Here is a 23,892-nt window from a genome sequence, read left to right as displayed (position 1 = left end):
ATGACGGCCGCGTGATCAATCGATGAACGACGTCAGGGTGAGGCCGGATTTCTCCAAAGCGTGGCGGACGGCCCGTGCGGTGGCCACCGCGTGCGGATCGTCGCCGTGAACGCAGACCGTGTCGATCGTCACCGGAAGCAGGCGTCCCGACACGGTGAGCAGCGCGCCCTCCTCCACCATGCGCCGGGTCCGCTCCGCGACTTGGCCGGACTCGGAGATCACCGCGCCGGCCTGTCCGCGCGGAGCGAGCTGCCCGTCCTCGGCATAGGCGCGGTCGGCATAGATCTCCCGCACCATTCGCAGGCCCGCCTGCTCCGCCGCCCGCTCGGCGGCGAGCCCCGGCATCACCATGACGACGAGATTGCGGTCGACACCCCGCACCGCCCGCGCGAAGGCACACGCTACGGACTCCTCCGCGTTGGAGAGGTTGGCGAGCGCCCCGTGCGCCTTCACATGGGTGACGCGGTGGCCCGCGAGCCCAGCGCAGGCCTGGAGCGCGCCGATCTGGTAGGCGACGTCGGCCTCGATCTCGCTCGCGCTGGTGGGAATGGGGCGGCGGCCGAACCCGCGCAGATCGTGGAAGCCGGGATGGGCGCCGATGGCGACCCCGCGTGCCTTCGCGGCTGCGGCGGTGGCGACCATGATCGCCGGATCGCCCGCATGGAAGCCGCAGGCGACGTTGGCCGAGGTGACGATGTCGAGGAGCGCGGCGTCGTCGCCCATGGTCCAGGGGCCGTAACCCTCGCCGAGATCCGCGTTGAGATCGATCCGCATGCGTTCCTCCGGCCGGGGAACCCGTTCGACGGGCCCAGCCTGTCTGGGATGATCCGAACCTGTGAAAGGTTCAAGATCCACGGACTGTCGATGAAAGCGACCGCATCGAGACCATTCAAAAAATTCGACGATGCTTATATATCATCATAATATCGATCTTAGTTGTAGCGGGATAAATTACCCAGTTATCGCTGTACATTCAAATTGTAAAAATCTGACTGGATTACTATGTTGCGACATAAAAAAGTAGATTTAATTATTAGCAATGGAAGCGAGCGCTCATGAGAGAAAAAGCGCATATTAACAGTATTTTATGGATATTTATTCAATAACCGCTGAGAATAACGCGGCTGGCGATGGGGCTTATGACGGATTTGGCGGCTTTGCCCGAGGAGCGTGTGGACCTTCTCTCGCCGGTGGCGGGTGCGATCAGTCTGAGCAACGTCGCGGCCGAGATCGCCGCGCTGAGGCGGATTTCCTTGGACAAGAGCCGGCGCATCCAGGGCATTACCGGACAGGTGAAGATGCTGGCGCTCAATGCGCTGATCGAGGCTGCCCGTGCCGGCGAGATGGGACGCGGCTTCTCGGTGGTGGCGCAGGAGGTCCGGGAGATCGGCTCCGAAGTCGAGGCCATCGCCAAGGCGCTGGAAGCCGAGCTGTCCGACCGGATCGCAACGCTCCAGGCCCAGGTCGAGTCCCTGTCCGATCGGTCCCGCGACGATCGGCTGATCGATCTCGCCCTCAATGCCGTCGAACTGATCGACCGCAATCTGTATGAGCGGACCTGCGACGTGCGATGGTGGGCCACCGATGCGGCCCTCGTCGCGTGCGCGGCCGACCCGACGCCCGAGCGGGTGGCCCATGCCCAGGAGCGTCTCGGCATCATCCTCGATGCCTACACCGTCTATCTCGACCTCTGGCTCTGCACTGCGGACGGGGTGGTGCTCGCGCATGGCCGCCCCGGGCGCTATCCCGACGTGATCGGACGGACTGTCGCGAACGAGCCCTGGTTCGGTCGGGCGAACGCCCTGCCCGACGGCGACGGCTATGTCGCCGCCGACGTGGCGCGGCAGTCCCACCTCGGCGGTGCCCAGGTCGCGACCTATTGCGCGAGCATCCGCGCGGACGGCCGGTCCAAGGCGCCCGCCATCGGCGTTCTGGCGATCCACTTCGACTGGGAGGCGCAGGCTCGCGCCATCGTCGCGGGCGTCCGCGTCTCGCCCGAGGACCGCGAGCGGACGCGGGTCCTCCTCGTCGATGCGCGCCACCGGGTGCTCGCCGCATCCGATGGCCACGGTGTTCTCAGCGAAACCCTGCCTTTCCGGCCGGGACCGCGCATGAGCGGAGCCGATCACGACCCGGCCTCGGGCGCCGTGACCGCCTTCCACCGCACGCCCGGCTACGAGACCTATGCCGGGCTCGGCTGGTACGGTGTCATCGTGCGGAAGACCCGCACCTGATCGTCCCTCACACGAAGACCGGCATCGCCTCCTGTTCGCCGATGCCGAAGACGCGCCGGTAGCGTGCGATCTCGTCGTCGGGTCCGATCGCCTTCGATGGGTTGTCCGAGATCTTCACGGTGGGGCGCCCATCCGCCGCGATTACCTTGCAGACGATGGAGATCGGATCGAGACGCCCCTCCGGTACAAGCCCACGAAAGTCGTTGGTGAGCAGGGTGCCCCAGCCGTAGCCGATCCGCATGCGCCCATGGAAATGCGCGTGGATCGCCGTGATGGTGTCGATGTCGAGACCGTCGGAGAAAATCGCGAGCTTGTCACGGGGGTCGGTGCCTCTGGCTTTCCACCACGCGATTGCCTCCTCGCCGCCGGCGATGGGCTCCTTCGAATCAATGCGGATGCCGGTCCAGCTGTTCATCCACTCGGGGGCGTGGGCGAGGAACCCGGTAGTGCCGTAGGTGTCGGGCAGCATCACAAGGAGGTTGCCGGCATAATCCTGCTGCCAGTCGGCCAGGACGTCGTAGGGCGCTCGGGCGAGGGCGTCGTCACCGTCGGCCAGTGCCGAATAGACCATCGGCAGTTCGTGGGCGTTTGTGCCCACGGCTTCGACCTCCCGGCGCAGGGCGATGAGGCAGTTCGATGTGCCGAGGAACGCGTCTCCGAGGCCGGACCGCATGGCTTCGACGCACCAATCCTGCCAGAGGTAGCCGTGGCGGCGGCGCGTCCCGAAATCCGCGATGGAAAGGTCGGGCAGGGTCTTCAGACGTTCGATCTTTTCCCAGACCCGTGTCATGGCCCGGGCGTAGAGCACCTGGAGTTCGAGCTTCCCCATGCGGCGCACGACGCCGCGCGCGCGCAATTCGTTGAGAATGGCGAGGGCCGGGACCTCCCACATGGTGGTCTCGATCCAGGCACCGTGGAAGGTCAGGACGTATTGACCGTCCCGGGCCTCGAGCTCGTAATCCGGCAGACGGAAGCCTTCGAGCCAATCCATGAAATCGGACGCGAACATCTGGCGCTGGCCGTAGAAGGTGTTTCCCCGCAGCCAGGTCGACTCGCCGCGGCTCAAGCCGATGGTCCGTGCGTGATCGAGCTGTTCGCGCAACTCGCCGACATCGACGAAATCGGCGAGGCGCACGCTTTTGGAGCGATTCTGAATGCCGAATGTGACGCGTGCGTCCCGATGGCGACGGAAGATCGTTTGCGCCATCAGCAACTTGTAGAAATCGGTGTCTAGCAGCGACCGGACGATCGGATCGATCTTGAAGCTGTGGTTGTACACCCGCGTCGCGAGGTCGAGCATGGTTGGTCCGAACCGGCGCGGGGCCCGTCGCCCGCTCGCGCTCAGAGGCGCATGGCGGTCCGGTCCGAGTCAATCGGTCGTGATCGGGCTCACGTCACGAAAAAGGGTGGCGCGCCGGCCGGCACGCCACCCTTGGAATCGCGCGATCCATACGGATCAGGCGAGATCGACCTTCTTGGTCTCGGTCTTCGGCGACTCACCGGTGAGCGAGGCCTTCACGTAGCCGTAGAGGTGCAGCATCGTGGAGTTCGGGCTGTCCCAGTATTCGCCCTTCTCGGGGTGGACGCGGATCAGCGCGACCTCGGGATCGTCCTTCCCGTTCGGGAACCAGGTCTTCATGCTCTCGCTCCACTTGTCGTCGATCAAGGCCTGATCGGTGACGATCTCGGCCTTGCCGGCCACCGACACGTAGGTCTGGCTCGACGGGTCCGAGTAGGCGAGGTTGATCTGGTTGTCCTTGCTGATCTCGGTGGTCTTGGGCGAATGCAGCTTGGTGAAGAACCAGATGTCGCCACTCTCGTCGGTGTCCTGGCTCCACATCGGGCGGCTGTAGAGCTTTCCGTCCGGGTCTGCTGTGGTCAGCATCGCGACCTTGATGTCCTTGATCAGCTCGAACAGCTTCTTCGCGCCCTCGTGGTCGCGGTGATTGCCCTGGTGCATGTGGGGAAGATCTCCAACTCGTCAAAACAGTGTCCCGCGAGCGCACTGGGTTTCGCACGCTCCCGCTCGGGTCGCTTGCTCAACGAGCCAGGAGAGCAATGGTTTCGGCGGCGCACCGCGACTCACGCAGCGGCGCGCGCGCGGTCATCGACCCAGCGGACGACATGCCGGTTGCGGCCCGAGCGCTTGGCTTCGTAGAGGGCGGCATCGGCAACCGCCAGGAGTTCGCCCGGCCTTGTGCGATGTCCCGCGGACAGGACGGCGACACCGATACTGACCGTGATGCTCTGCAGGCCGTCGCCCCGTCCGTGATGGGCGATGCCCAGCCGCGCGATCCTTGCGAACAGACGTCTGGCGATGCGCTCGACCTCGATGTCGTCGCACCCGCGCATCAGGATCGAGAATTCCTCGCCGCCATAGCGCGCTACGAGGTCCTGGCTGCCTCGGGTTTCTTCGGCCAACGCCGTGGCCACGGCGCGCAGGCAATCATCGCCGCGCGGATGACCATACGAGTCGTTGAAGCGCTTGAAGTGGTCGACATCGATCATCAGGAGCGCAGTCTGCACCGGCATCGCATCCGTCAGCGCGGCGAGACCGGCATCGAGCGCCCGCCGATTGGCCAGGCCAGTGAGCGGATCGGTCTCGGACAAGGTGGTCAGGGTTCGCCGGTCGTTCTCCAGCCCGATCGACCGCAGGATCTCGCGCAGGGAGACGATGTAGGCGCCACGCCGCACGGCCTCGATCTGGAAGTTGCCGTAGAGCACGAAGAAGCTTGCCGTCACCGTCTGGAAGGCGAACGAACCGGCCAATTCGGGGTGGATGTCGGAACGCCCGGCGATGCTGGCGAGCGACATCGCCGCCGCCGCACCGGTGACGATCAATGCGTGCGGAAAACGCAGCACCAGCATCATGCCGCCGAAGACCAGCATCAGCGGATATTCGAGATAGCCATAGCCGCTCAAGGGATGGCGCGAGAGCCCGAACAGCAGAATCGGGACGGCGACGGCACCGAGCATCCCGGCCGTCACCAGCCGCTCGCGCATCGCTCCGCCGACCCGCGTGACGCTCCAGGCGAGCAGGAGCCAGACCGGAGTCACCACAAGCAGCCGCAGCACCAGCGCCAGGACCAGAACGTCCGGCATCAGCAGGAAGGTGGCGAAGCCCGAGGCGTTGTAGAACAAGAGCCCGATGAGGATCGTCTGGCGCAGGTGGAGGCCGCGTTCGACTCCGGTATCCAATTCGTAGCGCGCCGAAGCGGCCCGCGAAAAACGCAGCAGCGGGCGCGTCATGGAGAGGTCGGCGTGTTCGATCTCGAGTGCGCGATTCGGGGCCGGAGGCGTGAAACGGGCTTTGAACCACTTGAACAAGGGTAATCCGATTCGTCTCGAGGGTCGGTTCCGCAGCGATCGTCCAGTGCCGCACCGACCGAACGCAGCTCCTGCCCGTCCTGCTCAAGCTGGTCGAACGGACATCGTCGATTTGGCTAACGAAACGTTGCGTCGATCCGGCGGCTTCGTTCGATCGGTGAAGCACATCCGGAAGAAGGACATCCGGAACCGGACGCAAATGGCGTCGAGACCTGACAGCGCACCGGACCGGTTATGCTTGCCTCTCCCCATGCCGTCGCATAGATCACCTGCGCGCACGGAGTGAGGCTTCCGGGCCGATCCGTGGCGCGTCTCGACGATTTGACTGCGCCGGAGCCGTGACTCACCGTCTTCGCGCGCGAGGAGCCTGACCCTTGGCGATCACCCGCGAAGACGTGCTGAAGATTTTGTCGGCCGTCACGGTCGATGCCGGCGGCACCACCCTGCCCGCCTCGGGCCGCCTGTCGCAGGTGGTGGTCGATCCGACGAACCGGGTGATGTTCTCGATCCTGATCGATCCGAGCGAAGCCGAACGCTTCGAGCCGATCCGCCGCCGCGCCGAAGGCGCCATTCTGGCGACTCCTGGCGTCTCCGGCGTGTTCGCGAGCCTGACCTCGGAGCGCGGTCCCAACCACCCGGCTCAGTCCACCGCGCCGCCGCCGCCCTCCCCCGGCCGTGCCGCTCCGCCGCCGCGTACCGGCCCGGCGCTGCCAGGGGTTCGTCACATCGTCGCCGTGGCGTCGGGTAAGGGCGGCGTCGGCAAGTCCACCACCGCCTGCAACCTGGCGCTGGCGCTGTCGGCTCAAGGGCTCAAGGTCGGGCTGCTCGATGCCGATATCTACGGGCCGTCCGTTCCGAAGCTGTTCGGCCTGTCCGGCAAGCCCAAGGTCATCGAGGAGCGTCTGCTCGCCCCGATGGAGGGCTTCGGCATCAAGGTGATGTCCATCGGCTTCCTGATCGAGGCCGAGACGGCGATGATCTGGCGCGGACCGATGGTTCAGTCGGCGATCACCCAGATGTTGCGCGAGGTCGCATGGGGCGAACTCGACATTCTGGTGGTCGACATGCCGCCGGGTACTGGCGACGCGCAGCTGACCATGGCGCAGGCGACCCCGCTCTCGGGTGCCGTCATCGTCTCGACGCCGCAGGACCTGGCCCTCATCGACGCGCGCCGCGGCGTGACCATGTTCCGCAAGGTCGCGGTGCCGATCCTCGGCGTGATCGAGAACATGGCGACCTTCATCTGCCCGAATTGCGGGCATGCCTCCGACATTTTCGGTCATGGCGGTGCACGCACCGAGGCGGAGCGTCTGAACGTGCCGTTTCTCGGCGAGGTGCCCCTCGACATGACCATCCGCGAGAGCTCCGATGCCGGCCGCCCCGTGGTGGCGGTGGCGCCGGACGGGCCGCATGCGAAGGTCTACCGCGATATCGCGAAGAAGCTCTGGTCGAACCTCACCGGGACCGATGCGCCTCCGACCCGCGCAGCACCCCGTATCGTCATCGAATAGGTCGGGACCGTCGCCATGCCGCCGGTCCTCGGCGTCATTCTCGCCGGTGGCCTGTCGCGGCGCATGGGCGGGGGCGACAAGCCGCTGCTGACCCTGGGCGGCCGCCCGTTGCTCGACCGGGTGGTGGAGCGCTTCACTCGCCAATGCCCTGCCGGCCTGATCCTCAACGCTAACGGAGACCCGACGCGGTTCGCCGGTTTCCCCGGCATGATCGTCCGGGACGATCTGCCGGACCATCCGGGGCCCCTGGCGGGTCTCCTCGCGGCTCTGGACCATGCCGCTGCCCATTATCCCGACATCGTCGCGGTGGCGAGCGTCACCGGCGACGCGCCATTCCTGCCGCCCGATCTGGTGGAACGACTCGAGGCCGTACGCGGAAGCTCCGGGACGGAGATCGCGATCGCAGCGTCCGATGGCCGGGCGCATTTCACCATCGGGCTCTGGCCGGTCGCCCTGCGGGTCGATCTACGCCGGTTCCTCGTCACCGAAGGCGGCCGTAGGGTCGGCGCGTTCCTCGACCGGCATGCGGTGAGCCAAGTGGATTGGCCGGCCGAACCGGTCGACCCGTTTCTCAACGTCAACACGCCGGACGACTTGGCACGGGCGGAGCGTGCCCTCACCCGGTCGGCGGATCCATAGACCAAACGAAAAGAGGCGTCCGCACGATGCCGTGCGGACGCCTTTTCCTTTGAAAGAGTCCGAAGAGGCCTTACGCGGCGCCGACCGTCATCTTGACGATCTTGTCGGGGGAGCGCGGCGGCTCGCCCTTGTTGAGGGTGTCGACGATATCCATGCCTTCAACGACCTGACCCCAGACGGTGTATTGCTTGTCGAGGAATCGCGCATCGCCGAAGCAGATGAAGAACTGCGAGTTGGCCGAGTGCGGGAAGTTGGTGCGGGCCATGGAGCAGATTCCGCGCACGTGCGGCTCGGCGTTGAACTCGGCGTTGAGGTCCGGCAGGTCCGAACCGCCCGAGCCGGTGCCGGTCGGGTCGCCGGTCTGCGCCATGAAGTTGTCGATGACGCGGTGGAACGGCACGCCGTCATAGAACCCTTGCGCGGCCAGCGTCTTGAGACGCTCGACGTGGTTGGGCGCCAGATCCGGGCGCAGGCCGATGACGACGCGACCTTTGGTGGTCTCGAGGATGAGGGTTTCCGTGTCTGCCATGAACTAGATTCCTTGTCCTATGGGGCCTTGATGAGTGAAGCGGAGCGCGATCGGGCGCCCCGCGATGGCGCCGCCCAGAGCCGGCGTGACCCGCACGGGGGTACAGCGCCTGATGGCCTCCAGGGTTGCCTGCGTCAGCACCGCGCGCGCCCGGCTGTCCGGAGACTGGCTGGCGAAGGTGACACGCGGCGTGCCGATGACCGAGCCGTCGCTGCGCAGCGAGAACCGCGCGGTGATCTCGGTGCGCTCGAAGCGACCGAGGCCGGCGGGGACCTCCCAGCATGCCGCAAGGGCGGGATAGAGGTCCTTGAGCGTATCGATGGCCCCCGTTCCTGCGGGAACCGGCCGTGCATGGGCCATGCCGTCGGAGCCCTGCACGGATTGGCATAGAGAATCGCGGAGGGTCAGGGGGCCGGACGGGACAGCCTGCGCGCCGATTGCGAGGGTCGGCGCGAGAAACGCCGCCATCGCCGCTGCTGATGCGCGCCAGGCCGCCAAACTACTTCGCGCCCTGGGCCATCTGCATCTTCACGATCTTGTCGGGGTTTTGCACGGCACCGCCGGCGGAACCGGGCGCCGCCTTCTTGATCGCATCGACGGCCTCCATGCCCGAGGAGACGACACCGACCACGGTGTACTGACCGTTGAGGAAGGAGGCGTCGCCGAGGCAGATGAAGAACTGCGAGTTGGCCGAATTCGGCTCGGACGAGCGCGCCATGCCCACGGTCCCGCGGCGGAACGGCGAGGACGAGAACTCCGCCGGGATGTTGGGCAGGCTCGATCCGCCGGTGCCGTTGCCCTTCGGGTCTCCGGTCTGGGCCATGAAGCCGTCCATGACGCGGTGGAACTTCAGGCCGTCGTAGAAGCCCTGCTTGATCAGGGTCTTGAGCTGCGCCACGTGCTTGGGGGCGAGGTCTGCCCGCAACTCGATGGTGACGCGGCCGTCCTTCGTGTCGAGATAGACGGTGTTCTCGTCGGCAGCCCGTGCGGCAGGCGACAGGCCGAGCATCGCGGCGAAAGCCAGGGCACCGAGGGCGGTGCGACGGCTCGTTCCAAACGTCTTAGGTCCAAACGTCATGGGCAGGCGTTCTCTCCGAAAGGGAAGCGGGATCGTCAGGCTTTGCTGAAGCGCTGGGCGAGATGGTCGGCGACGAGCCGTGGGACGAAGGGCGAGACATCGCCGCCCATGGCGGCGATCTGGCGCACCAGCGTCGCAGTGATCGGTCGGACGCCCGTGGAAGCGGGCAGGAACACGGTCTGAACCTCCGGCGCCATCGCGCCGTTCATGCCCGCGAGCTGCATCTCGTAGTCGAGATCGGTGCCGTCGCGCAGGCCGCGAATGAACAATGTGGCGCCGTGGCGCCGCGCGGCCGTGACCGCCAGATCGTTGAAACTGACGATCTCGAGTTGCGTGCCCTCTGCATCCGCCAGCGGCATGCAGGTCGCGCGCAGAAACTCCGCCCGCACGTCGGCGGAGAACATCGGAGCCTTGCCCGGATGCACGCCGATGGCGATGACGAGATGCTGCACGAGTCGGCAGGCCTGACGGATGACGTCGAGGTGGCCGTTCGTGACCGGGTCGAAAGAGCCGGCGTAGAGTGCGGTGCGGATCATCGCGGCCCGAGGTAGAGCATTTCGCGCCGAAACGAAACCGCGGGTGTGCGGATCGGCACGGTGCATACGGCGCCGACCGGAACACGGCACGAAAAAACGGGCGCCCCGTTGGGAGCGCCCGCTTCAAAAACGCGTCCGGCCGTCAGGGGCCGACCTCGGTTCGGGCCTAGTACGTGCCGAACTTGTAGTTCACGCCGGCGCGGACGAGGCTGCCCTCGGTCCGGAAGCGGGTGTTGTAGCCGACGCCGGGGCCGCCCGTGGAGGCGACCAGCAGGTTGCGGCTGCCGAGATCGTAGCGGAGGTATTCGGCCTTCACCGTCACGGCGCTGGACTTGAAGAAGTTCAGGAACGACTCGGTGGGCAGGGCGTACTCGATGCCGCCGCCATAGGCGTAACCGGTCTCCATGCTGGAACGCGAACCGGCATAGGTGGTGGGCGCGCCGGTGGTGAAGCCGACGCTGTGGGTGACGTCGCCGTAGGCGAAGCCGCCGGTGCCGTACACCAAGACCCGGTCGAAGGCGTAGCCGATGCGGCCGCGCACGGTCCCGATGAAGCCGACTTCCGTGCGGTAGGTGTTGGTCAGACGGTTCGGGTTGAATACCGGCAGGAAGATGCTGTCGGTCTGGGTCCGCTGCAGGTCGGTGTACTGGGCGTCAGCCTCGACGCCGATCACGAAACCGCTGCCGGGGGTGAACTGAACGTTGTAGCCGATCTGGCCGCCGCCGGTGAAACCTTCCTGGGACAGCTTGACGTTGGCGCGGCGCAGGCCGGCATTGACGTTGTTCTGCAGGGCACCGATTCCGGTGGTGCGCAGCGTGTCGCTCTCCGAGAACGCGTAGCCAGCGTTGAAGCCGGCGTAAAAGCCCGTCCAGGTGAAGACCGGGACTGGGACGAACACCGGCGGGGCGGCGCGGCGCGGCAGATCCGCCGCCGATGCGGCACCGCCGAGGAGCGCGATCGCGGCGCCGGCAAGGAGAATATTCTTGAGCACGGTCATCACCCTGGGTTCAGCAACATCGTCTGAAACCGGGCATAACCGAGGCCCTGACCAGAGCCTATGACATCGCAGCAACACCGAAGCACGACGTTCGCTTGTGCAAAATTCGATTGGGCGCCACGAATTTATCTAGCCCTTTAATCCTCGCCGCTGCGAATATTTTTCGATGGCGGCAAGGATCTGCCGGCGAGGATCGGGTGGCGCTATACCGCGTCCTCTGCGGTGTCGTCTTCCCCGGTGTCGTTCTCACCCTCGATATGCTCCACCGAGACCACGCGTTCGGTCTTCTCGGTGTTGAACACGGTGACGCCCTGCGACGCGCGACCGACGATGCGGATGTCATCCACCGGCACGCGGATGAGCTGGCCGGCATCGGTCACCAGCATGATCTGGTCGGAAGGCTGCACCGGGAAGGAGGCGACGAGGCTGCCGTTGCGCGGGTTGACCCGCATGGCGGTGATGCCTTTGCCGCCGCGCCCGGAGGTGCGGTACTCGAACGAGGAACTGCGCTTGCCGAAGCCGCGCTCGGAGAGGGTGAGCACGAATTGCTCGGCGGCGCCCATCTCGTTGTAGCGCTCCAGCGACACCGCGGACGCCTCTGTCGCGCCCTCTTCCGCCTCCGTAGCCACCTCTTCGCCCTCGACCGCATCGCCGATGACGGCCCGGCGCATCTTGAGATAGCCGGCCCGCTCCTCCGGGCTCGCATCGAAGCTGTTGAGGATCGTCATCGAGATGACGCGATCGTCCTTGGCGAGGCTGATGCCGCGCACGCCGGTGGAATCGCGTCCCTTGAAGACGCGCACGTCCTCGACCTGGAAGCGGATGCACTGGCCATCCTTGGAGGTGAGCAGGACGTTCTGGTCGGCTCGGCAGATTTCCACGTGGACGATGTGGTCGCCCTCGTCGAGCTTCATGGCGATCTTGCCGGCGCGGTTCACCTGCACGAAGTCCGAGAGCTTGTTCCGGCGCACGCCGCCGCTGGCTGTGGCGAACATCACATCGAGCGTCTCCCAGGACGCCTCGTCCTCGGGCAGCGGCATGATCGTGGTGATGCGCTCGGTGCCGGCATTCATGGCGAGGATGTTGACGAGCGCCTTGCCGCGCGCGTTCGGGGCGGCCATCGGCAGGCGCCAGACCTTCTCCTTGTAGACCTGGCCCTCGTTGGAGAAGAACAGGATCGGCGTGTGGGTGTTGGCCACGAACAGGCGGGTGACGAAATCCTCGTCGCGGGTCGACATGCCCGAACGGCCCTTGCCGCCGCGGCGCTGGGACCGGTAGGTCGAGAGTGGCACCCGCTTGACGTAGCCGGCATGGGACACGGTGACGACCATGTCCTCGCGCTGGATCAGGTCTTCGTCCTCGACGTTCGAATCCCAGTCGAGAATCACGGTCTTGCGCGGGGTGGCGAAGGCTTCGCGAACCTCCAACAGCTCGGTCTTGACGATGCCCATGATGCGCAGGCGCGAGCGCAGGATGTCGAGGTAGTCGGCGATCTCGTCCGCGAGCTTCTGCAACTCGTCGCCGATCTCGTCGCGGCCGAGGGCGGTGAGCCGCTGCAGGCGCAGGTCGAGGATCGCGCGGGCCTGCACGTCAGACAGGCGGTAGGTGTCGTCCGCATTGATGCGGTGGCGCGGATCGTCCACCAGGGCGATGAGCGGAGCGATGTCGTGGGCCGGCCAGTCGCGACCCATCAGGGCCTCGCGCGCGGAGTTCGGATCGGGCGAGGTGCGGATGAGGCGGATCACCTCGTCGATATTGGCCACCGCGATGGCGAGGCCACACAGGATGTGGGCGCGTTCGCGCGCCTTGTTGAGCAGGAACTTGGTGCGCCGGGAGACGACCTCCTCGCGGAAATCGATGAAGGCCTGCAGCAGGTCCTTCAAGTTCATCAGCTCCGGTCGCCCGCCGTTGAGCGCGACCATGTTGCACCCGAACGAGGATTGCAGCGGCGTGAAGCGGTAGAGCTGGTTCAGCACCACATCGGCCATGGCGTCGCGCTTAAGCTCGATGACGATGCGCATGCCGTCCCGGTCGGATTCGTCGCGCAGGTCGGAGATGCCCTCGACGCGCTTCTCCTTCACCAGCTCGGCGATCTTCTCCATCAGCGTCGCCTTGTTCACCTGATACGGGATCTCGGTGAAGATCAGCGCTTCGCGCTCCTTGCGCAGCTCCTCGACGTGGGATTTGGCCCGCATGATGATTGAGCCGCGCCCGGTGGCGTAGGCCTGGCGGGTGCCGGCGCGTCCCAGGATCGAGGCGCCGGTGGGGAAGTCCGGGCCCGGCACGATCTCGGTCAGCGCCTCGATCGACAGGCTCGGATCGTCGATGAGGGCGATGCAGGCGTCGATGAGTTCGCCAAGATTGTGCGGCGGGATGTTGGTGGCCATGCCCACCGCGATGCCGCCGGCGCCGTTGGCGAGCAGGTTCGGGAAGCGGGCCGGCAGGACGGTCGGCTCCTCGCGCGACTCGTCGTAGTTCGGCTGGAAATCGACGGTGTTCTTGTCGATGTCGGCGAGGAGCGCGTTGGCGGGCTTGGCCAGACGCGACTCGGTGTAGCGCATGGCCGCCGGCGGATCGCCGTCCACCGAGCCGAAATTGCCCTGTCCGTCGATGAGCATCAGGCGCATCGAGAAGTCCTGCGCCATGCGGACCAGGGCGTCGTAGATCGATTGGTCGCCGTGCGGGTGGTAGAGACCGATCACGTCGCCGACGATGCGGGCCGACTTGACGTATTTGCGCTCCGGCAGGTGCCCGGATTCGTAGGCCGAATAGAGGATGCGCCGGTGCACCGGCTTCAGGCCGTCACGTGCGTCGGGCAGCGCCCGGCTCACGATCACGCTCATGGCATAATCGAGATACGAACGGCGCATCTCGTCGACGATGGAGACGGGCTTGATGTCGGAGGCGGGAGGCGTCGAACCGGCGCCGGGATTGTCGTTCTCTGCCAAGGTCTTCGATCTCTGCCTGTCGCGAGCCCGGAATGCGGCGCGGTTGCTGCCGCCGTCCGCTCACGGGGAATGGGTTCGGGCGTTTCGATCCGGTTGCGCAGAGCGAACCGGACCACGCTGGTCCTGCCGGCTTCGTATAGCCGATCCGTGCGGCGCAAGCCACCAATCGACGCATCCCGACAGTGGAGCGAAAGTCATTGACGACCAACGGCTTGCTCGCCTGACGACGCTGGCTGCGATGGCCGTGGCGCGCGGCGTGCTTGCGCAGACATCGGTCCGTCACGGTCTATGCCGGATCATGCTGTCGCGCGTGCGGCGCCAGAACGGAGAACACGTATGGTCAGATTTCGGGCAAGCTTCGGACTCGCGGTTGCTACCGCCCTGTGCGCGGCCGCCATGCCCGGTGCTCGGGCCGCCGACGGAACCACCGCCGAGCAGACCGTCGCGGCGATGAACACCCTCTGGGGCAGTCACGCGGGCTATCGCGCCAATCACGCCAAGGGCGTCGTGGTCGAGGGCAGCTTTACCGCGGCGCCGGACGCCGCGACCTTGAGCAAGGCCAGCCTGTTCGACGGCAAGCCGGTTCCGGTGACGGTTCGGTTCTCGGATTCTACCGGCCTGCCGACCCTTCCAGACGGATCCGGGCCTGCCAATCCGCATGGCATGTCGGTGAAGTTCAAGCTCGCCGATGGTGGTGAGATGGACCTCGTCACCAATTCGCTGAAGTATTTTCCCGTCGCAACCGGGGAGGAGTTTCTGGAATTGCTGACGGCGATCGCCCGGAGTGGGCCGGATGCGGCCAAGCCCACGCCGGTGGAGCGCTTCATGGCGTCCCACCCCTCGGCCCCCAAGGCCTTCGCCACGGTTCAGACCCCATCGAGCTTCAGCCGCGAGGCCTATCACGGCATCGACGCGTTCGTCTTCGTGGATGCAAAGGGCAAGAAACAGCCATTCCGCTTCCACCTCGTCCCCCCGGCGGGGACGGAATATCTCGGGGCGGACGAGGCGGCCAAGCGTGCCCCGAACTTTCTGATGGAGGATATCTCGACCGTGCTCGGCAAGGCGCCGGTGACCTTCAGCCTGCAGGCGCAACTCGCCGATCCCGGCGACCAGACCAAGGACCCGAGCCAGCCTTGGCCGGACGACCGCAAGACGGTCACGATGGGGACAATCACCCTCACCAAGACCGTGCCGGACAGCGATGCGGCCCAGAAGGCCTTGCTGTTCATGCCGGGCAATCTCACCGACGGAATCGAGGTTTCGGACGACCCGCTCATCGATGCCCGCAATCAGGCCTATGCGGTCTCGTTCGGCAAGCGCTCGCAATAGACATAAAAATGGGCGCGACACCCGAGGGGTCGCGCCCAAGCGAAAGGATTGGAACGGAGAAGCCTAGAACGGAATGTCGTCGTCGAGATCGTAGTTTGGCTTCGCTCCACCGCCGCCACTCGACGGCGCCGGCCGGCGATCGCCGCCACCGGCAGGACGACCGCCGCCGGACGCGCGGCCGCCACCGTATTCCCCGCCCCGGTCGCCGCCGCCATCGCCGCCGCGGCTGATCTGCCCGCCGCCGCCTTCCTCGTCGGCGCCCATCTCACCGCCGCCGCTGCGACCGTCGAGGAGCGTCAGCTCGCCGCGGAAGCGCTGGAGCACCACCTCGGTGGTGTATTTCTCGACGCCGGACTGGTCGGACCATTTCCGGGTCTGGAGCTGGCCCTCGATATAGACCTTCGAGCCCTTGCGCAGGTATTGCTCGGCTACGCGGGCGAGGTTCTCATTGTAGATCACCACCGAGTGCCACTCGGTCTTCTCCTTGCGCTCGCCGGACATCTTGTCCTTCCAAGACTCGGACGTCGCGATGCGCAGGTTGACCACGGGATCGCCGGAAGCGAGGCGCCGCGTCTCGGGATCGCGCCCGAGATTGCCCACCAGAATCACTTTGTTCACGCTGCCGGCCATGCCGCTCACTCCTCTCGGTCGATCTCACAAGACGTCGATTGCGACCCGCGCCCGTTCGGAGCCGGATCGCCTCGCTGCCGCCTGTCATGGGCCGTCGCGAACCTGCCGGCAATCGCCGGGATGCCGGTTGTCCACGAGACTCGCAAGCCGGTGGGCAGCCTCGATGTTCTATCTTTGTTCGGATTGACCGACAAGCCAGCGCTCAGGCGATCTTGACGATCAGCTTGCCGAAGTTCCGGCCTTTCAGCAGGCCGGCGAAGGCCTCGGGCGCAGCCTCCAGTCCGTCGACGATATCCTCGCGGTGGCGGATGCGTCCGTCCCGCAGCCAGCCGCCGACCGCGTCGAGGAACGCGGCCTCCTGCGAAGCGAAATCCCACACGATGAAGCCCTGCAGGTGAAGGCGCTTCGACAAAACCGCCCGCATCAGCAGCGGGATACGGTCGGGGCCGGCCGGCAGGTCGGTGGCGCTGTAGCCCGAGACTAGACCGCAGACGGGAAGCCGGGCGAAGGTGTTGAGGAGCGGCAGCACGGCATCGAACACCGCACCGCCGACATTCTCGAAATAGACGTCAATGCCCTTCGGACAGGCGGCCGCGAGATCGTCGGCAAAACTCTCGCTGCGATGATCGATGGCCGCGTCGAAGCCGAGATGCTCTGTCAGATAGGCGCATTTTTTAGGGCCGCCGGCGATGCCGACGGCACGCGCGCCCTTCAGCTTGGCGATCTGCCCGACGAGTGAGCCTACCGGACCGGTGGCGGCGGCCACCGCCACGGTCTCGCCGGGCTTCGGCCGGCCGATCGTGAGGAGGCCGGTATAGGCGGTCATGCCGGGCATTCCGAGGACACCGAGTGCCGTCGTGACCGGCGCCGTCTGCGGGTCGAGCTTGCGCAGGCCGTTGCCATTCGAAGTGTAGAAATCCTGCCAGCCGCCGAAACCGACCACGCTGTCTCCGACCCGATAATCGGGGTGATGCGAGGTCACGACCTCGGCCACCGTGGCGCCCACCATGGTGTCGCCGATGGCGACGGGCTCGGCATAGGATTTGGCCGCGCTCATCCGCCCGCGCATGTACGGATCGAGGGAGAGGAAGCGGTTGCGCAGCAGAACCTCGCCCTGCTGGGCAGTCGGCATCCGCGTCTCCTCCAGTCGGAAATGACTTTCGTTCGGCTCTCCATGCGGGCGGGCGGCGAGGACGATGCGACGATTCACGGTGCTGGCGGGCAAGGCGGGTCCTGTCATGTCGGCTCCTGGTACTGGAGGATTGGTACGGACATGGGTCCCGCCCGACCGATGCGCAAATCAGCCGATGGTGCCCGCTGCCTGTTCCGGGCGTTGTCAGGATCATCGGGTGATCGAGCAGGAGCGACGATGGCGAGTGGATGGATGGTGCTCTGCGCAACGCTGTTGGCCGGCGGCGCGACCCTCACCGGGATCGGAGCGACGCGGGCGGCCGACGATCCTCTCGGAGCCTATCGCTGGACATCACGCGTCCTGGTGATCTCGGCCACCGATGGCGCTGATCCGCGGCTGGTAGTTCAGCGTAGCACCGTTGCCGCCGCCAAGGCCGGGATGGCGGAGCGCGACTTGGTCACCATCGAGATACTGGGACAAGGGGATTCGGCCCGGCGGCTGAGAGACCGGCTCGGACTGCCACGGGATGGGTTCCGGGTGCTGCTTATCGGCAAGGATGGCGGCGCAAAGCTCAACCGGGACGAACCGATTCCAACGCGGACGTTGTTCGATACCATCGATGCCATGCCGATGCGGCGCGAGGAGAGCCGCCGCTGATGGCCTTCAAGACGAAAAAAGGGGCCGCGAATGCGGCCCCTTTCCTGTCTGATGTCGGATCGTGCGATCAGTCGCAGCGCTCGACCAACACCCGACGATAGCCGTACGGCGTCCAGCGAACGCGAGGCACGGTGTAGCAGCCGCCACCGTACCCATACCCACCGCCGTAACCGCCATAGCCCACGGGAGCGTAGCCGCCGCCGTAATATCCACCGTAGCCGCCGCCGTAGCCGCCATAGAGACCACCGGCAGCGAGACCGAGGCCAACGCCGAGACCCAGGCCACCTAGGCCATAACCGTAACCGCGGCCGTAGCCGCGACCATAGTAGCCTCCGCGATAACCGCCGAAACCACCGCGGTAGCCACCGAAACCAGCGTTGCGGAACCCTCCGCCGCCGAAGCCACCACGAAAGCCACCACCGCGAAAGCCGCCGCCACCAAACCCACCGTGGCCAAAGCCGCCACCGTGGAATCCACCACCGCCGAAACCGCCACGGGCTTCAGCACCGGCCGGGATCATGGCGAGGGCACCGATCATCGCGGCCGAGGCCAGAACAATTCGTTTCATCTCTGCGATCTCCGAGAGCCTAGAGCATCCCCATCGGAGTCAAAACGCGGACACCCCGCCAACGGTTCATGTTGCATTTGATCTTCCCGGTATCGTGAACCGATCGCCGCTGACCGGCAAACTGGCGCCGGCGCGTCAGCCCCTTGAAAGATGCCGGGATTTCGGGCGAGGAGGTGGCTTCCGCGCGCCGTCGATCGGTTGCCCGGACCGTATCCTGGAACCGAGTCGCCAGAGTCAGGTCAACCCGATGATGTCACGCCACCGGACGAACGGTCTTCCGCTGCATCGGGCCGGTCGGCTCCTGGCGGTCGCGTGGGTGGCAGTCGCGTGGGGCTATTCCGCTCCGGCGTCGGCCGCCCCGGCCGCGGCGCCATGCCGGGCGGTGCAGTCGGCCGGCGAAGCCTACACCGTCTGCACCGTCGATCTGCGGCGCGAGCGCGTTCGGGTGTTCTGGCTCGGAGCCGATAGCCTGCCCTACGGCTCGCTCTCGACCCTGGCGCAGAAGCAGGGTCCCCGCCTCAGCTTCGCGATGAATGCGGGCATGTACGACAAGGGCCAGGCTCCGGTCGGGCTCTATGTCGAGGACGGGCGCGAGATGAAGGGGGTCTCCACCGCCAATGGCCCCGGCAACTTCCACCTCAAGCCCAACGGCATCTTCTACGTGAAGGGCGACCGGGCCGGAGTAATGGAGACGACGCGCTATCTCCGCGTCCAGCCCAAGCCCGATTTCGCCACGCAATCCGGCCCGATGCTGGTGGTGGACGGCCATATCCACCCGAAGATCTCCGCCGACGGCCCGAGCCAGAAGATCCGCAACGGCGTCGGCGTGCGCGATGACGGCCGCACCGCGGTGTTCGCGATCTCCGAGCGCCCGGTGAGCTTCGGCGCCTTCGCCCGCCTGTTCAAGGACGATCTCGGCTGCCGCAACGCTCTGTTCCTCGATGGCAGCGTATCGAGCCTCTACGCGCCGTCCATGGGCCGGTCCGACCTCAGCCGTCCGCTTGGACCGATGGTGGGCGCGATGGCACGCTGAATTCGCGTCACACCCGCTTGGCGCGCTTCCCGAAGGCGACGGAGAGCCGTGAGCGCACGCCCTCGGCGATCTCGGTGCGGGATTCGATCCGCACCGCCGGCATCTCGGCGCCGATCGGGCTGGTCGGCTCGAAAGTGAAGAGGAGGTGGCGCACGCCCATCTCCAGGGTGAGCACGCCGTCGGATTGGGTCAGATCCTCACCGAAGACCTCGATGAGCGGGCCGTCCGGATCGCCCTTCTCCATCTGGATGATGAAGTAGCCGGCCGGCTCCTCCTCGTCGTCCGCCCCGGAGATGAGGCAGATTCCGTTCTCGAGATCGAGGCGGACGCGCTCCACGTCGAAGGTCGTCACATCGTCCATGATCAGCGCTGTCCGTGCAGGGTGGCGGTGAACAGGTCCTTGAACTCCCGCGGCTGCGAACGCCAGTATTGCTTGGGAGCCCGCACCTGCGCGCCGAGCTCGGCTGCCGCGTGCCACGGCCAGCGCGGATCGTAGAGCAGGCCACGCGCCAGCGCGATCGCATCGGCCTTGCCCTCGGCCAGGATCGATTCGGCGTGTGCGGCTTCCGTGATCAGCCCGACCGCGATGGTGGTGAGGCCGGTCTCAGCCTTGATCCGCTCGGCGAAGGGGACCTGATAGCCCGCCGAAAGCGGGATCTTCTGCTGGGTCGAGAGCCCGCCGGTCGAGACGTGGATCGCCGCCGTGCCCCGGCGTTTCAGGGCATGGGCGAGTTCCACGGTCTCGTCGAGGGTCCAGCCGCCCTCGACCCAGTCGGTGGCCGAGACGCGCATCCACACGGGCTTACCCGCCGGCACCGCGTCGCGCACCGCCTCGAAGCATTCGAGCGGGAAGCGCATTCGGTTGGCGAGGCTGCCGCCATACTGATCGGTGCGCTGGTTGCCGAGCGGCGACAGGAACTGGTGCAGCAGGTAGCCGTGCGCCCCGTGCAACTCGAACCCGTCGATGCCGATCGCAAGCGCCCGGCGCGCGGTGGCGACGAAACCGTCCCGGATCCGCTTCAGGCCCTCGGCGTCGAGGGCGTGGGGCGCGACCTCACCGTCGCCGTGGGCGATCTCCGAGGGGGCTTCGGTGCGCCAGCCGTCGGGAGCGTCCGGTGCGATCTGGGCACCGCCATCCCACGGCGCCCGGCTCGAAGCCTTGCGACCGGCGTGGTTGATCTGGATCGCGATCGGGATCGGTGCGTAGCCGCGCACCGCGTCGAGCACCCGGCCGAGCGCCCGCTCGGTCTCATCGGAATACAGGCCGAGATCGGTGGGCGAGATGCGGGCTTCGGGCGAGATCGCGGTCGCCTCCAGCGTCAGCAATCCGGCCCCCGACATCGCCATCTGACCCAAATGCATCAGGTGCCAGTCGCTGGCCTGACCGGCATGGGCGGAATACTGGCACATCGGGGCCACGATGATGCGGTTGTCGAGTGTGAGGTCGTCGAGGCGCAGGGGCTCGAACAGGCGTGCGGTCATGCGGGGCTCCGGCGTGCGGTCGAGCGCATAGGTGGTGCAAGCGCGCCGGCTTGGCTAGTGCGCCGGCTCGAGAGGGGCTAGCGGTTCCTGGAAAAACCGATGCAAACACAAAGATCTACGGGAAGACCGAAGACCGGCTCGGCTTTGCGATCACCGCATCGCGGCGTCACGCGTCGCGCAGCATCTCCAATTCGAGCCAGCGATCTTCCGCGGCGCCGAGCTGGGTTTCGGCTTCGGTCAGCAAGGCCGAGGCCTTGGCGAAGCGCGGGGCGTCGCGGACGTAGAGTTGCGGGTCGGCCAGGACCGCGCGCAGCTTGCCGATGTCGGATTCGAGCTTCTTCATCCGCTCGGGCAGCGTCTTCAGCTCGTGCTGGTCCTTGAAGCCGAGCTTGGACTTGGCCGAAGCAGGCGCAGCCTCGGTGATCTTGGCGCGCTCGCGCTGTTCCGCGCGGCCCGCCTTGGTGGTGGAGGCGACCGTGCGGGCCTGAACCCCCTCCCCGCGCTGGGCGATCATGTCGGTATAGCCGCCGGCATACTCGATCCAGGCGCCCTCGCCCTCGCTCACCAGAACGCTGCCTACCACCCGGTCGAGGAAGTCGCGGTCGTGGCTCACCAGGATCAGCGTACCGGAATAGTCGGTGAGCATCTCCTGGAGCAGGTCGAGGGTTTCGAGGTCGAGGTCGTTGGTGGGCTCGTCGAGTACCAGCAGGTTGGCGGGCTGCGCCAGCGCGCGCGCGATGAGCAGGCGATTGCGCTCGCCGCCGGACAGCACCCGTACCGGAGTCCGGGCCTGCTCGGGAGCGAACAGGAAGTCCTTCATGTAGCCGATGACGTGGCGGCTCACCCCGCCCACCGTCACCGAATCGCCGCTGCCGCCGGTGAGCACTTCCGTCACCGTCATCGATGGCTCCAGCACCGCGCGGGTCTGGTCCAGAAGCATCATCTTGAGGTTCGTGCCGAGCGCGATGGTGCCCGAATCGGGGGGGAGCTGCCCGGTCAGCAGGTTGATCAGCGTGGTCTTGCCGGCGCCGTTGGGGCCGACGATGCCGAGACGGTCGCCGCGCATCACCCGGATCGAGAGATCGTCGACGATGCGGCGCTCGCCGTAGGATTTTGCCGCACCCTTGGCCTCGACCACGAGGGCGCCCGAGGCATCGGCCTCCGTCGAGGTCATGGTCGCGGTGCCGACCGGGCGGCGATCCTCGCGCCGGTCCTTGCGCAATTGATGCAGGTTGCCGAGGCGCCGCACATTGCGCTTGCGGCGGGCCGTGACGCCGTAGCGCAGCCAATGCTCTTCGTCGGCGATCTTGCGCTCCAGCTTGTGCCGGTCGCGCTCCTCCTCTTCGAAGAACGCATCGCGCCACGCCTCGAAGGTGGAGAAGCCCTGCTCGATCCGGCGTGTCGTGCCCCGGTCGAGCCAGACCGTGGTTTTCGAGAGCGCCGACAGGAAGCGCCGATCGTGGCTGATCAGGATGAGCGCGCCGCGCACGCTTTTTAGCTCAGCCTCGAGCCATTCGATGGCCGGCAGGTCGAGATGGTTGGTGGGCTCGTCGAGCAGCAGGATGTCGGGTTCGGGCGCCAGCGCCTGGGCGAGCGCCACCCGCCGTCCCTCGCCGCCCGAGAGGCGCAGAGGATTCTCTTCGCCCGTCATCCCGAGGCTCTCGAGGAGGTAGCGGGCGCGGTAGGCATCGTCCCCGTGGGTGAGCCCGGACTCGACGAAGTCGAGGGTCGTTGTGAACCCCGAGAAATCCGGCTCCTGCGCCAAGTAGCGGATTGTGGTGCCGGGCTGGACGAATCGCACGCCCTTGTCGGGCTCTACGAGACCGGCTGCGATCTTCATCAGCGTCGACTTGCCCGAGCCGTTGCGGCCGACGAGGCAGGTGCGTTCGCCAGGTGAGATCGCGAGTTCGGCGCGCTCGATCAGCGGTGTGCCGCCGAAAGTGAGCGCGACGTCTTGAAGGGTGAGAAGCGGGGGAGCGGCCATGGCCGGGCTTATGGCAGTGCCGGCGCCCGCAAACCAATGGTTCGGTGCGCCGACCTACATCGTCGGGTTGGCGGGGCCTGTCGGCGAAGGATCCGGCGCAATGGCGGGCCCGACATCGGGGTCGTTCATGGGAATTTCGGTCGGCGTGACGTCGGGCGCTTCTGTGGGCGTCTGGCCGGGGATGTCGGTTCCGGGAAGGTCCGGGCTCGTCGGAGCCGGCGTCTGCGGCGCCTCGTAGGGCGTCTCGGGAACGGGCGTCTCGGGAATCGGTCCGGGGTTTGACATGCAGGCTTCCTCTCGCGAGCGGGGCGCCCCTTAGAGGCGGCCCCTTGCAACGGCCCGCCCGCGAGGCGGTTCCGGTGCGCCCTACTTCTTCGTCAGGAGGAGGTTGCCTTCCTTGCCGAGCTTCTTCTGGATCTGCTCGGCGAACAGGGCCAGCAGCAGCGGCAGGCGGACCTCGATCCGGACGGTCCCGGGCCGTACGTCGACGTTTCCATCGACCTTCTGGCCCATCGCCGCCATGGCGAAATCGAGCCGGTCGTCGGTCCAGGCGAGCTTGTCGACGGCGATGCCGGCCTTGTCGAACAGGCCGTTGGCCTGGGTGATGCCATCCGCGATGCGCCGGCGTGCCTCGGCGAGCCCGAGTTCATGCGGAATTTCGACGATCAGGGGCTTGGCCATCATGTACCTGCGCGTGGTGCCTTGAGCAGTGTCGAGTTCGGCGGACCTCGTTTCGAAAGAAACGATGCTCGCGCTCGAAATGGGCACGGCCGACGCTGAGACAACGCCGGCCGAAGACAAAAAGCTCAGTTGAGCACGCTCAAGGCGACGTAGGTCGTCCCGCCCATGCCGAGCGCGCGCGCCGGTCCCTTGGCGAGATCGATGATCCGGCCGCGCACGAACGGACCGCGATCGTTGATACGGACCACCACCGATCGGCCATTGCGCTTGTTCTCGACCCGGACCCGGGTGCCGAACGGCAGGCTGCGGTGTGCGGCGGTCATCCCGTTCGGGTTGAACCGCTCGCCATTGGCCGTCTTGCGGCCGCTCCCATACCAAGAGGCGGCTCCGCTTTGCGCCATAGCCGGCTGGCTGGCGCTTGCGAGTGTCACGACGGTACCCATAATGGCAACGATTCCGCGAACAGGCTTGATGTTCATCCGCATTCCCTTTGTTGTTTCGATTGGCCGGCAAAATGAAGCGGATCGGGGCCAAAATGAGACGTCAGGAAATGAGGCAAGAGCTGCCATGTTTGAGGATAGAATGATTTTTTAATCT

General features: G+C 66.4%; 25 protein-coding genes. 6 read left to right on the top strand and 19 right to left on the bottom strand.

The window, feature by feature from the left end:
* Positions 1-15 precede the first annotated feature (15 nt).
* Complete coding sequence (locus tag G3T14_RS04865) at positions 16-774, bottom strand: 5-oxoprolinase subunit PxpA (RefSeq protein WP_163640606.1); 759 nt, start codon at positions 772-774, stop codon at positions 16-18.
* Positions 775-1,139: 365 nt separating this feature from the next.
* Between G3T14_RS04865 and G3T14_RS04860 the strand changes: the two genes are divergently transcribed.
* Positions 1,140-2,234, top strand: coding sequence for a methyl-accepting chemotaxis protein (locus G3T14_RS04860; protein ID WP_163640604.1), 1,095 nt, complete (start codon positions 1,140-1,142; stop codon positions 2,232-2,234).
* A 7-nt stretch (positions 2,235-2,241) separates the two neighbouring features.
* On the opposite strand, the gene G3T14_RS04855 is transcribed toward G3T14_RS04860, so the two are convergent.
* From G3T14_RS04855 to G3T14_RS04845, 3 genes are all read right to left on the bottom strand, one after another.
* On the bottom strand, positions 2,242-3,534 hold the full coding sequence (locus tag G3T14_RS04855; protein WP_163640602.1) for a nicotinate phosphoribosyltransferase: 1,293 nt from the start codon (positions 3,532-3,534) through the stop codon (positions 2,242-2,244).
* Between the two features lie 156 nt (positions 3,535-3,690).
* The gene (locus G3T14_RS04850) at positions 3,691-4,194 is read right to left on the bottom strand and encodes a pyridoxamine 5'-phosphate oxidase family protein (protein ID WP_163640600.1); all 504 of its coding nucleotides are present in this window, start codon (positions 4,192-4,194) and stop codon (positions 3,691-3,693) included.
* A gap of 122 nt (positions 4,195-4,316) precedes the next feature.
* Positions 4,317-5,483 carry a GGDEF domain-containing protein gene (locus G3T14_RS04845; protein ID WP_163640598.1) on the bottom strand — a complete coding sequence of 389 codons (1,167 nt, stop codon included), beginning with the start codon at positions 5,481-5,483 and terminating at the stop codon, positions 4,317-4,319.
* 452 nt (positions 5,484-5,935) lie between these two features.
* Between G3T14_RS04845 and G3T14_RS04840 the strand changes: the two genes are divergently transcribed.
* Positions 5,936-7,072: an Mrp/NBP35 family ATP-binding protein gene (locus tag G3T14_RS04840; protein WP_163640596.1), complete on the top strand. Its 1,137-nt coding sequence runs from the start codon at positions 5,936-5,938 to the stop codon at positions 7,070-7,072.
* A gap of 15 nt (positions 7,073-7,087) precedes the next feature.
* Positions 7,088-7,711 carry a molybdenum cofactor guanylyltransferase MobA gene (mobA, locus tag G3T14_RS04835; RefSeq protein WP_163640594.1) on the top strand — a complete coding sequence of 208 codons (624 nt, stop codon included), beginning with the start codon at positions 7,088-7,090 and terminating at the stop codon, positions 7,709-7,711.
* A 70-nt stretch (positions 7,712-7,781) separates the two neighbouring features.
* On the opposite strand, the gene G3T14_RS04830 is transcribed toward mobA, so the two are convergent.
* The 6 genes from G3T14_RS04830 to gyrA all read right to left on the bottom strand — a co-directional run bounded on the left by G3T14_RS04830 (position 7,782) and on the right by gyrA (position 13,799).
* Complete coding sequence (locus G3T14_RS04830; RefSeq protein ID WP_163640592.1) at positions 7,782-8,240, bottom strand: peptidylprolyl isomerase; 459 nt, start codon at positions 8,238-8,240, stop codon at positions 7,782-7,784.
* 3 nt (positions 8,241-8,243) lie between these two features.
* Positions 8,244-8,708, bottom strand: coding sequence for a hypothetical protein (locus G3T14_RS04825; protein ID WP_246732923.1), 465 nt, complete (start codon positions 8,706-8,708; stop codon positions 8,244-8,246).
* 31 nt (positions 8,709-8,739) lie between these two features.
* On the bottom strand, positions 8,740-9,318 hold the full coding sequence (locus tag G3T14_RS04820; protein ID WP_163640590.1) for a peptidylprolyl isomerase: 579 nt from the start codon (positions 9,316-9,318) through the stop codon (positions 8,740-8,742).
* A gap of 35 nt (positions 9,319-9,353) precedes the next feature.
* The gene (coaD, locus tag G3T14_RS04815) at positions 9,354-9,854 is read right to left on the bottom strand and encodes a pantetheine-phosphate adenylyltransferase (protein ID WP_163640588.1); all 501 of its coding nucleotides are present in this window, start codon (positions 9,852-9,854) and stop codon (positions 9,354-9,356) included.
* A 166-nt stretch (positions 9,855-10,020) separates the two neighbouring features.
* Complete coding sequence (locus G3T14_RS04810) at positions 10,021-10,845, bottom strand: porin family protein (protein ID WP_163640586.1); 825 nt, start codon at positions 10,843-10,845, stop codon at positions 10,021-10,023.
* 209 nt (positions 10,846-11,054) lie between these two features.
* On the bottom strand, positions 11,055-13,799 hold the full coding sequence (gyrA, locus tag G3T14_RS04805) for a DNA gyrase subunit A (RefSeq protein WP_163640584.1): 2,745 nt from the start codon (positions 13,797-13,799) through the stop codon (positions 11,055-11,057).
* Positions 13,800-14,195: 396 nt separating this feature from the next.
* Here gyrA and G3T14_RS04800 point away from each other — a divergent pair, with 396 nt between their 5' ends.
* A complete protein-coding gene (locus tag G3T14_RS04800; protein WP_246732937.1) occupies positions 14,196-15,128 on the top strand; it encodes a catalase family peroxidase in 933 nt (310 codons plus the stop codon).
* A gap of 63 nt (positions 15,129-15,191) precedes the next feature.
* Here the strand turns inward: G3T14_RS04800 and ssb are convergent, their stop codons facing one another.
* A complete protein-coding gene (ssb, locus tag G3T14_RS04795; RefSeq protein WP_163640580.1) occupies positions 15,192-15,758 on the bottom strand; it encodes a single-stranded DNA-binding protein in 567 nt (188 codons plus the stop codon).
* Between the two features lie 202 nt (positions 15,759-15,960).
* Entirely contained in the window at positions 15,961-16,998 is a 1,038-nt protein-coding gene (locus G3T14_RS04790; RefSeq protein ID WP_163640578.1) for an NADP-dependent oxidoreductase, read from the bottom strand.
* Positions 16,999-17,127: 129 nt separating this feature from the next.
* Here G3T14_RS04790 and G3T14_RS04785 point away from each other — a divergent pair, with 129 nt between their 5' ends.
* Entirely contained in the window at positions 17,128-17,547 is a 420-nt protein-coding gene (locus tag G3T14_RS04785; protein WP_246732922.1) for a DUF4174 domain-containing protein, read from the top strand.
* A 67-nt stretch (positions 17,548-17,614) separates the two neighbouring features.
* Here G3T14_RS04785 and G3T14_RS04780 read toward each other — a convergent pair whose 3' ends face one another.
* Complete coding sequence (locus G3T14_RS04780) at positions 17,615-18,115, bottom strand: hypothetical protein (RefSeq protein WP_163640574.1); 501 nt, start codon at positions 18,113-18,115, stop codon at positions 17,615-17,617.
* A gap of 247 nt (positions 18,116-18,362) precedes the next feature.
* Here G3T14_RS04780 and G3T14_RS04775 point away from each other — a divergent pair, with 247 nt between their 5' ends.
* Positions 18,363-19,148 carry a phosphodiester glycosidase family protein gene (locus tag G3T14_RS04775; protein ID WP_246732921.1) on the top strand — a complete coding sequence of 262 codons (786 nt, stop codon included), beginning with the start codon at positions 18,363-18,365 and terminating at the stop codon, positions 19,146-19,148.
* 7 nt (positions 19,149-19,155) lie between these two features.
* Here G3T14_RS04775 and G3T14_RS04770 read toward each other — a convergent pair whose 3' ends face one another.
* The 6 genes from G3T14_RS04770 to G3T14_RS04745 all read right to left on the bottom strand — a co-directional run bounded on the left by G3T14_RS04770 (position 19,156) and on the right by G3T14_RS04745 (position 23,738).
* Positions 19,156-19,509, bottom strand: coding sequence for a hypothetical protein (locus G3T14_RS04770; protein WP_204262641.1), 354 nt, complete (start codon positions 19,507-19,509; stop codon positions 19,156-19,158).
* Between the two features lie 2 nt (positions 19,510-19,511).
* Positions 19,512-20,630 (bottom strand): NADH:flavin oxidoreductase/NADH oxidase, encoded by a 1,119-nt coding sequence (locus G3T14_RS04765; protein ID WP_163640573.1) that lies wholly within the window; start codon positions 20,628-20,630, stop codon positions 19,512-19,514.
* Between the two features lie 166 nt (positions 20,631-20,796).
* Positions 20,797-22,614, bottom strand: a complete 1,818-nt coding sequence (locus tag G3T14_RS04760; protein ID WP_163640571.1) for an ATP-binding cassette domain-containing protein — start codon at positions 22,612-22,614, stop codon at positions 20,797-20,799.
* A gap of 54 nt (positions 22,615-22,668) precedes the next feature.
* Positions 22,669-22,899 carry a hypothetical protein gene (locus G3T14_RS04755; RefSeq protein ID WP_163640564.1) on the bottom strand — a complete coding sequence of 77 codons (231 nt, stop codon included), beginning with the start codon at positions 22,897-22,899 and terminating at the stop codon, positions 22,669-22,671.
* Positions 22,900-22,980: 81 nt separating this feature from the next.
* Positions 22,981-23,295, bottom strand: a complete 315-nt coding sequence (locus G3T14_RS04750) for a polyhydroxyalkanoic acid system family protein (protein ID WP_163640817.1) — start codon at positions 23,293-23,295, stop codon at positions 22,981-22,983.
* A 125-nt stretch (positions 23,296-23,420) separates the two neighbouring features.
* Entirely contained in the window at positions 23,421-23,738 is a 318-nt protein-coding gene (locus tag G3T14_RS04745) for a septal ring lytic transglycosylase RlpA family protein (protein WP_163640816.1), read from the bottom strand.
* Positions 23,739-23,892 lie beyond the last annotated feature (154 nt).

It is taken from the genome of Methylobacterium sp. BTF04 (assembly GCF_010692745.1).
Classification (GTDB): Bacteria; Pseudomonadota; Alphaproteobacteria; order Rhizobiales; family Beijerinckiaceae; genus Methylobacterium.
Note: the sequence above shows the minus strand (reverse complement) of the source record. Positions and strands in the feature narration are given on the sequence as shown.

Excerpts from the sequence above, each read along its gene's own strand:
- G3T14_RS04830 (WP_163640592.1), bottom strand. The coding sequence starts at position 8,240 with ATGGCAGACACGGAAACCCTCATCCTCGAGACCACCAAAGGTCGCGTC.
- G3T14_RS04785 (WP_246732922.1), top strand. The coding sequence starts at position 17,128 with ATGGCGAGTGGATGGATGGTGCTCTGCGCAACGCTGTTGGCCGGCGGC.
- G3T14_RS04780 (WP_163640574.1), bottom strand. The coding sequence starts at position 18,115 with ATGAAACGAATTGTTCTGGCCTCGGCCGCGATGATCGGTGCCCTCGCC.
- G3T14_RS04790 (WP_163640578.1), bottom strand. The coding sequence starts at position 16,998 with ATGACAGGACCCGCCTTGCCCGCCAGCACCGTGAATCGTCGCATCGTC.
- coaD (WP_163640588.1), bottom strand. The coding sequence starts at position 9,854 with ATGATCCGCACCGCACTCTACGCCGGCTCTTTCGACCCGGTCACGAAC.
- G3T14_RS04820 (WP_163640590.1), bottom strand. The coding sequence starts at position 9,318 with ATGACGTTTGGACCTAAGACGTTTGGAACGAGCCGTCGCACCGCCCTC.
- G3T14_RS04750 (WP_163640817.1), bottom strand. The coding sequence starts at position 23,295 with ATGGCCAAGCCCCTGATCGTCGAAATTCCGCATGAACTCGGGCTCGCC.
- G3T14_RS04850 (WP_163640600.1), bottom strand. The coding sequence starts at position 4,194 with ATGCACCAGGGCAATCACCGCGACCACGAGGGCGCGAAGAAGCTGTTC.
- G3T14_RS04775 (WP_246732921.1), top strand. The coding sequence starts at position 18,363 with ATGATGTCACGCCACCGGACGAACGGTCTTCCGCTGCATCGGGCCGGT.
- G3T14_RS04800 (WP_246732937.1), top strand. The coding sequence starts at position 14,196 with ATGCCCGGTGCTCGGGCCGCCGACGGAACCACCGCCGAGCAGACCGTC.
- G3T14_RS04825 (WP_246732923.1), bottom strand. The coding sequence starts at position 8,708 with ATGGCGGCGTTTCTCGCGCCGACCCTCGCAATCGGCGCGCAGGCTGTC.
- G3T14_RS04755 (WP_163640564.1), bottom strand. The coding sequence starts at position 22,899 with ATGTCAAACCCCGGACCGATTCCCGAGACGCCCGTTCCCGAGACGCCC.
- G3T14_RS04745 (WP_163640816.1), bottom strand. The coding sequence starts at position 23,738 with ATGGGTACCGTCGTGACACTCGCAAGCGCCAGCCAGCCGGCTATGGCG.
- G3T14_RS04760 (WP_163640571.1), bottom strand. The coding sequence starts at position 22,614 with ATGGCCGCTCCCCCGCTTCTCACCCTTCAAGACGTCGCGCTCACTTTC.
- G3T14_RS04765 (WP_163640573.1), bottom strand. The coding sequence starts at position 20,630 with ATGACCGCACGCCTGTTCGAGCCCCTGCGCCTCGACGACCTCACACTC.
- G3T14_RS04860 (WP_163640604.1), top strand. The coding sequence starts at position 1,140 with ATGACGGATTTGGCGGCTTTGCCCGAGGAGCGTGTGGACCTTCTCTCG.
- G3T14_RS04865 (WP_163640606.1), bottom strand. The coding sequence starts at position 774 with ATGCGGATCGATCTCAACGCGGATCTCGGCGAGGGTTACGGCCCCTGG.
- G3T14_RS04855 (WP_163640602.1), bottom strand. The coding sequence starts at position 3,534 with ATGCTCGACCTCGCGACGCGGGTGTACAACCACAGCTTCAAGATCGAT.
- mobA (WP_163640594.1), top strand. The coding sequence starts at position 7,088 with ATGCCGCCGGTCCTCGGCGTCATTCTCGCCGGTGGCCTGTCGCGGCGC.
- ssb (WP_163640580.1), bottom strand. The coding sequence starts at position 15,758 with ATGGCCGGCAGCGTGAACAAAGTGATTCTGGTGGGCAATCTCGGGCGC.
- G3T14_RS04845 (WP_163640598.1), bottom strand. The coding sequence starts at position 5,483 with ATGACGCGCCCGCTGCTGCGTTTTTCGCGGGCCGCTTCGGCGCGCTAC.
- G3T14_RS04770 (WP_204262641.1), bottom strand. The coding sequence starts at position 19,509 with ATGGACGATGTGACGACCTTCGACGTGGAGCGCGTCCGCCTCGATCTC.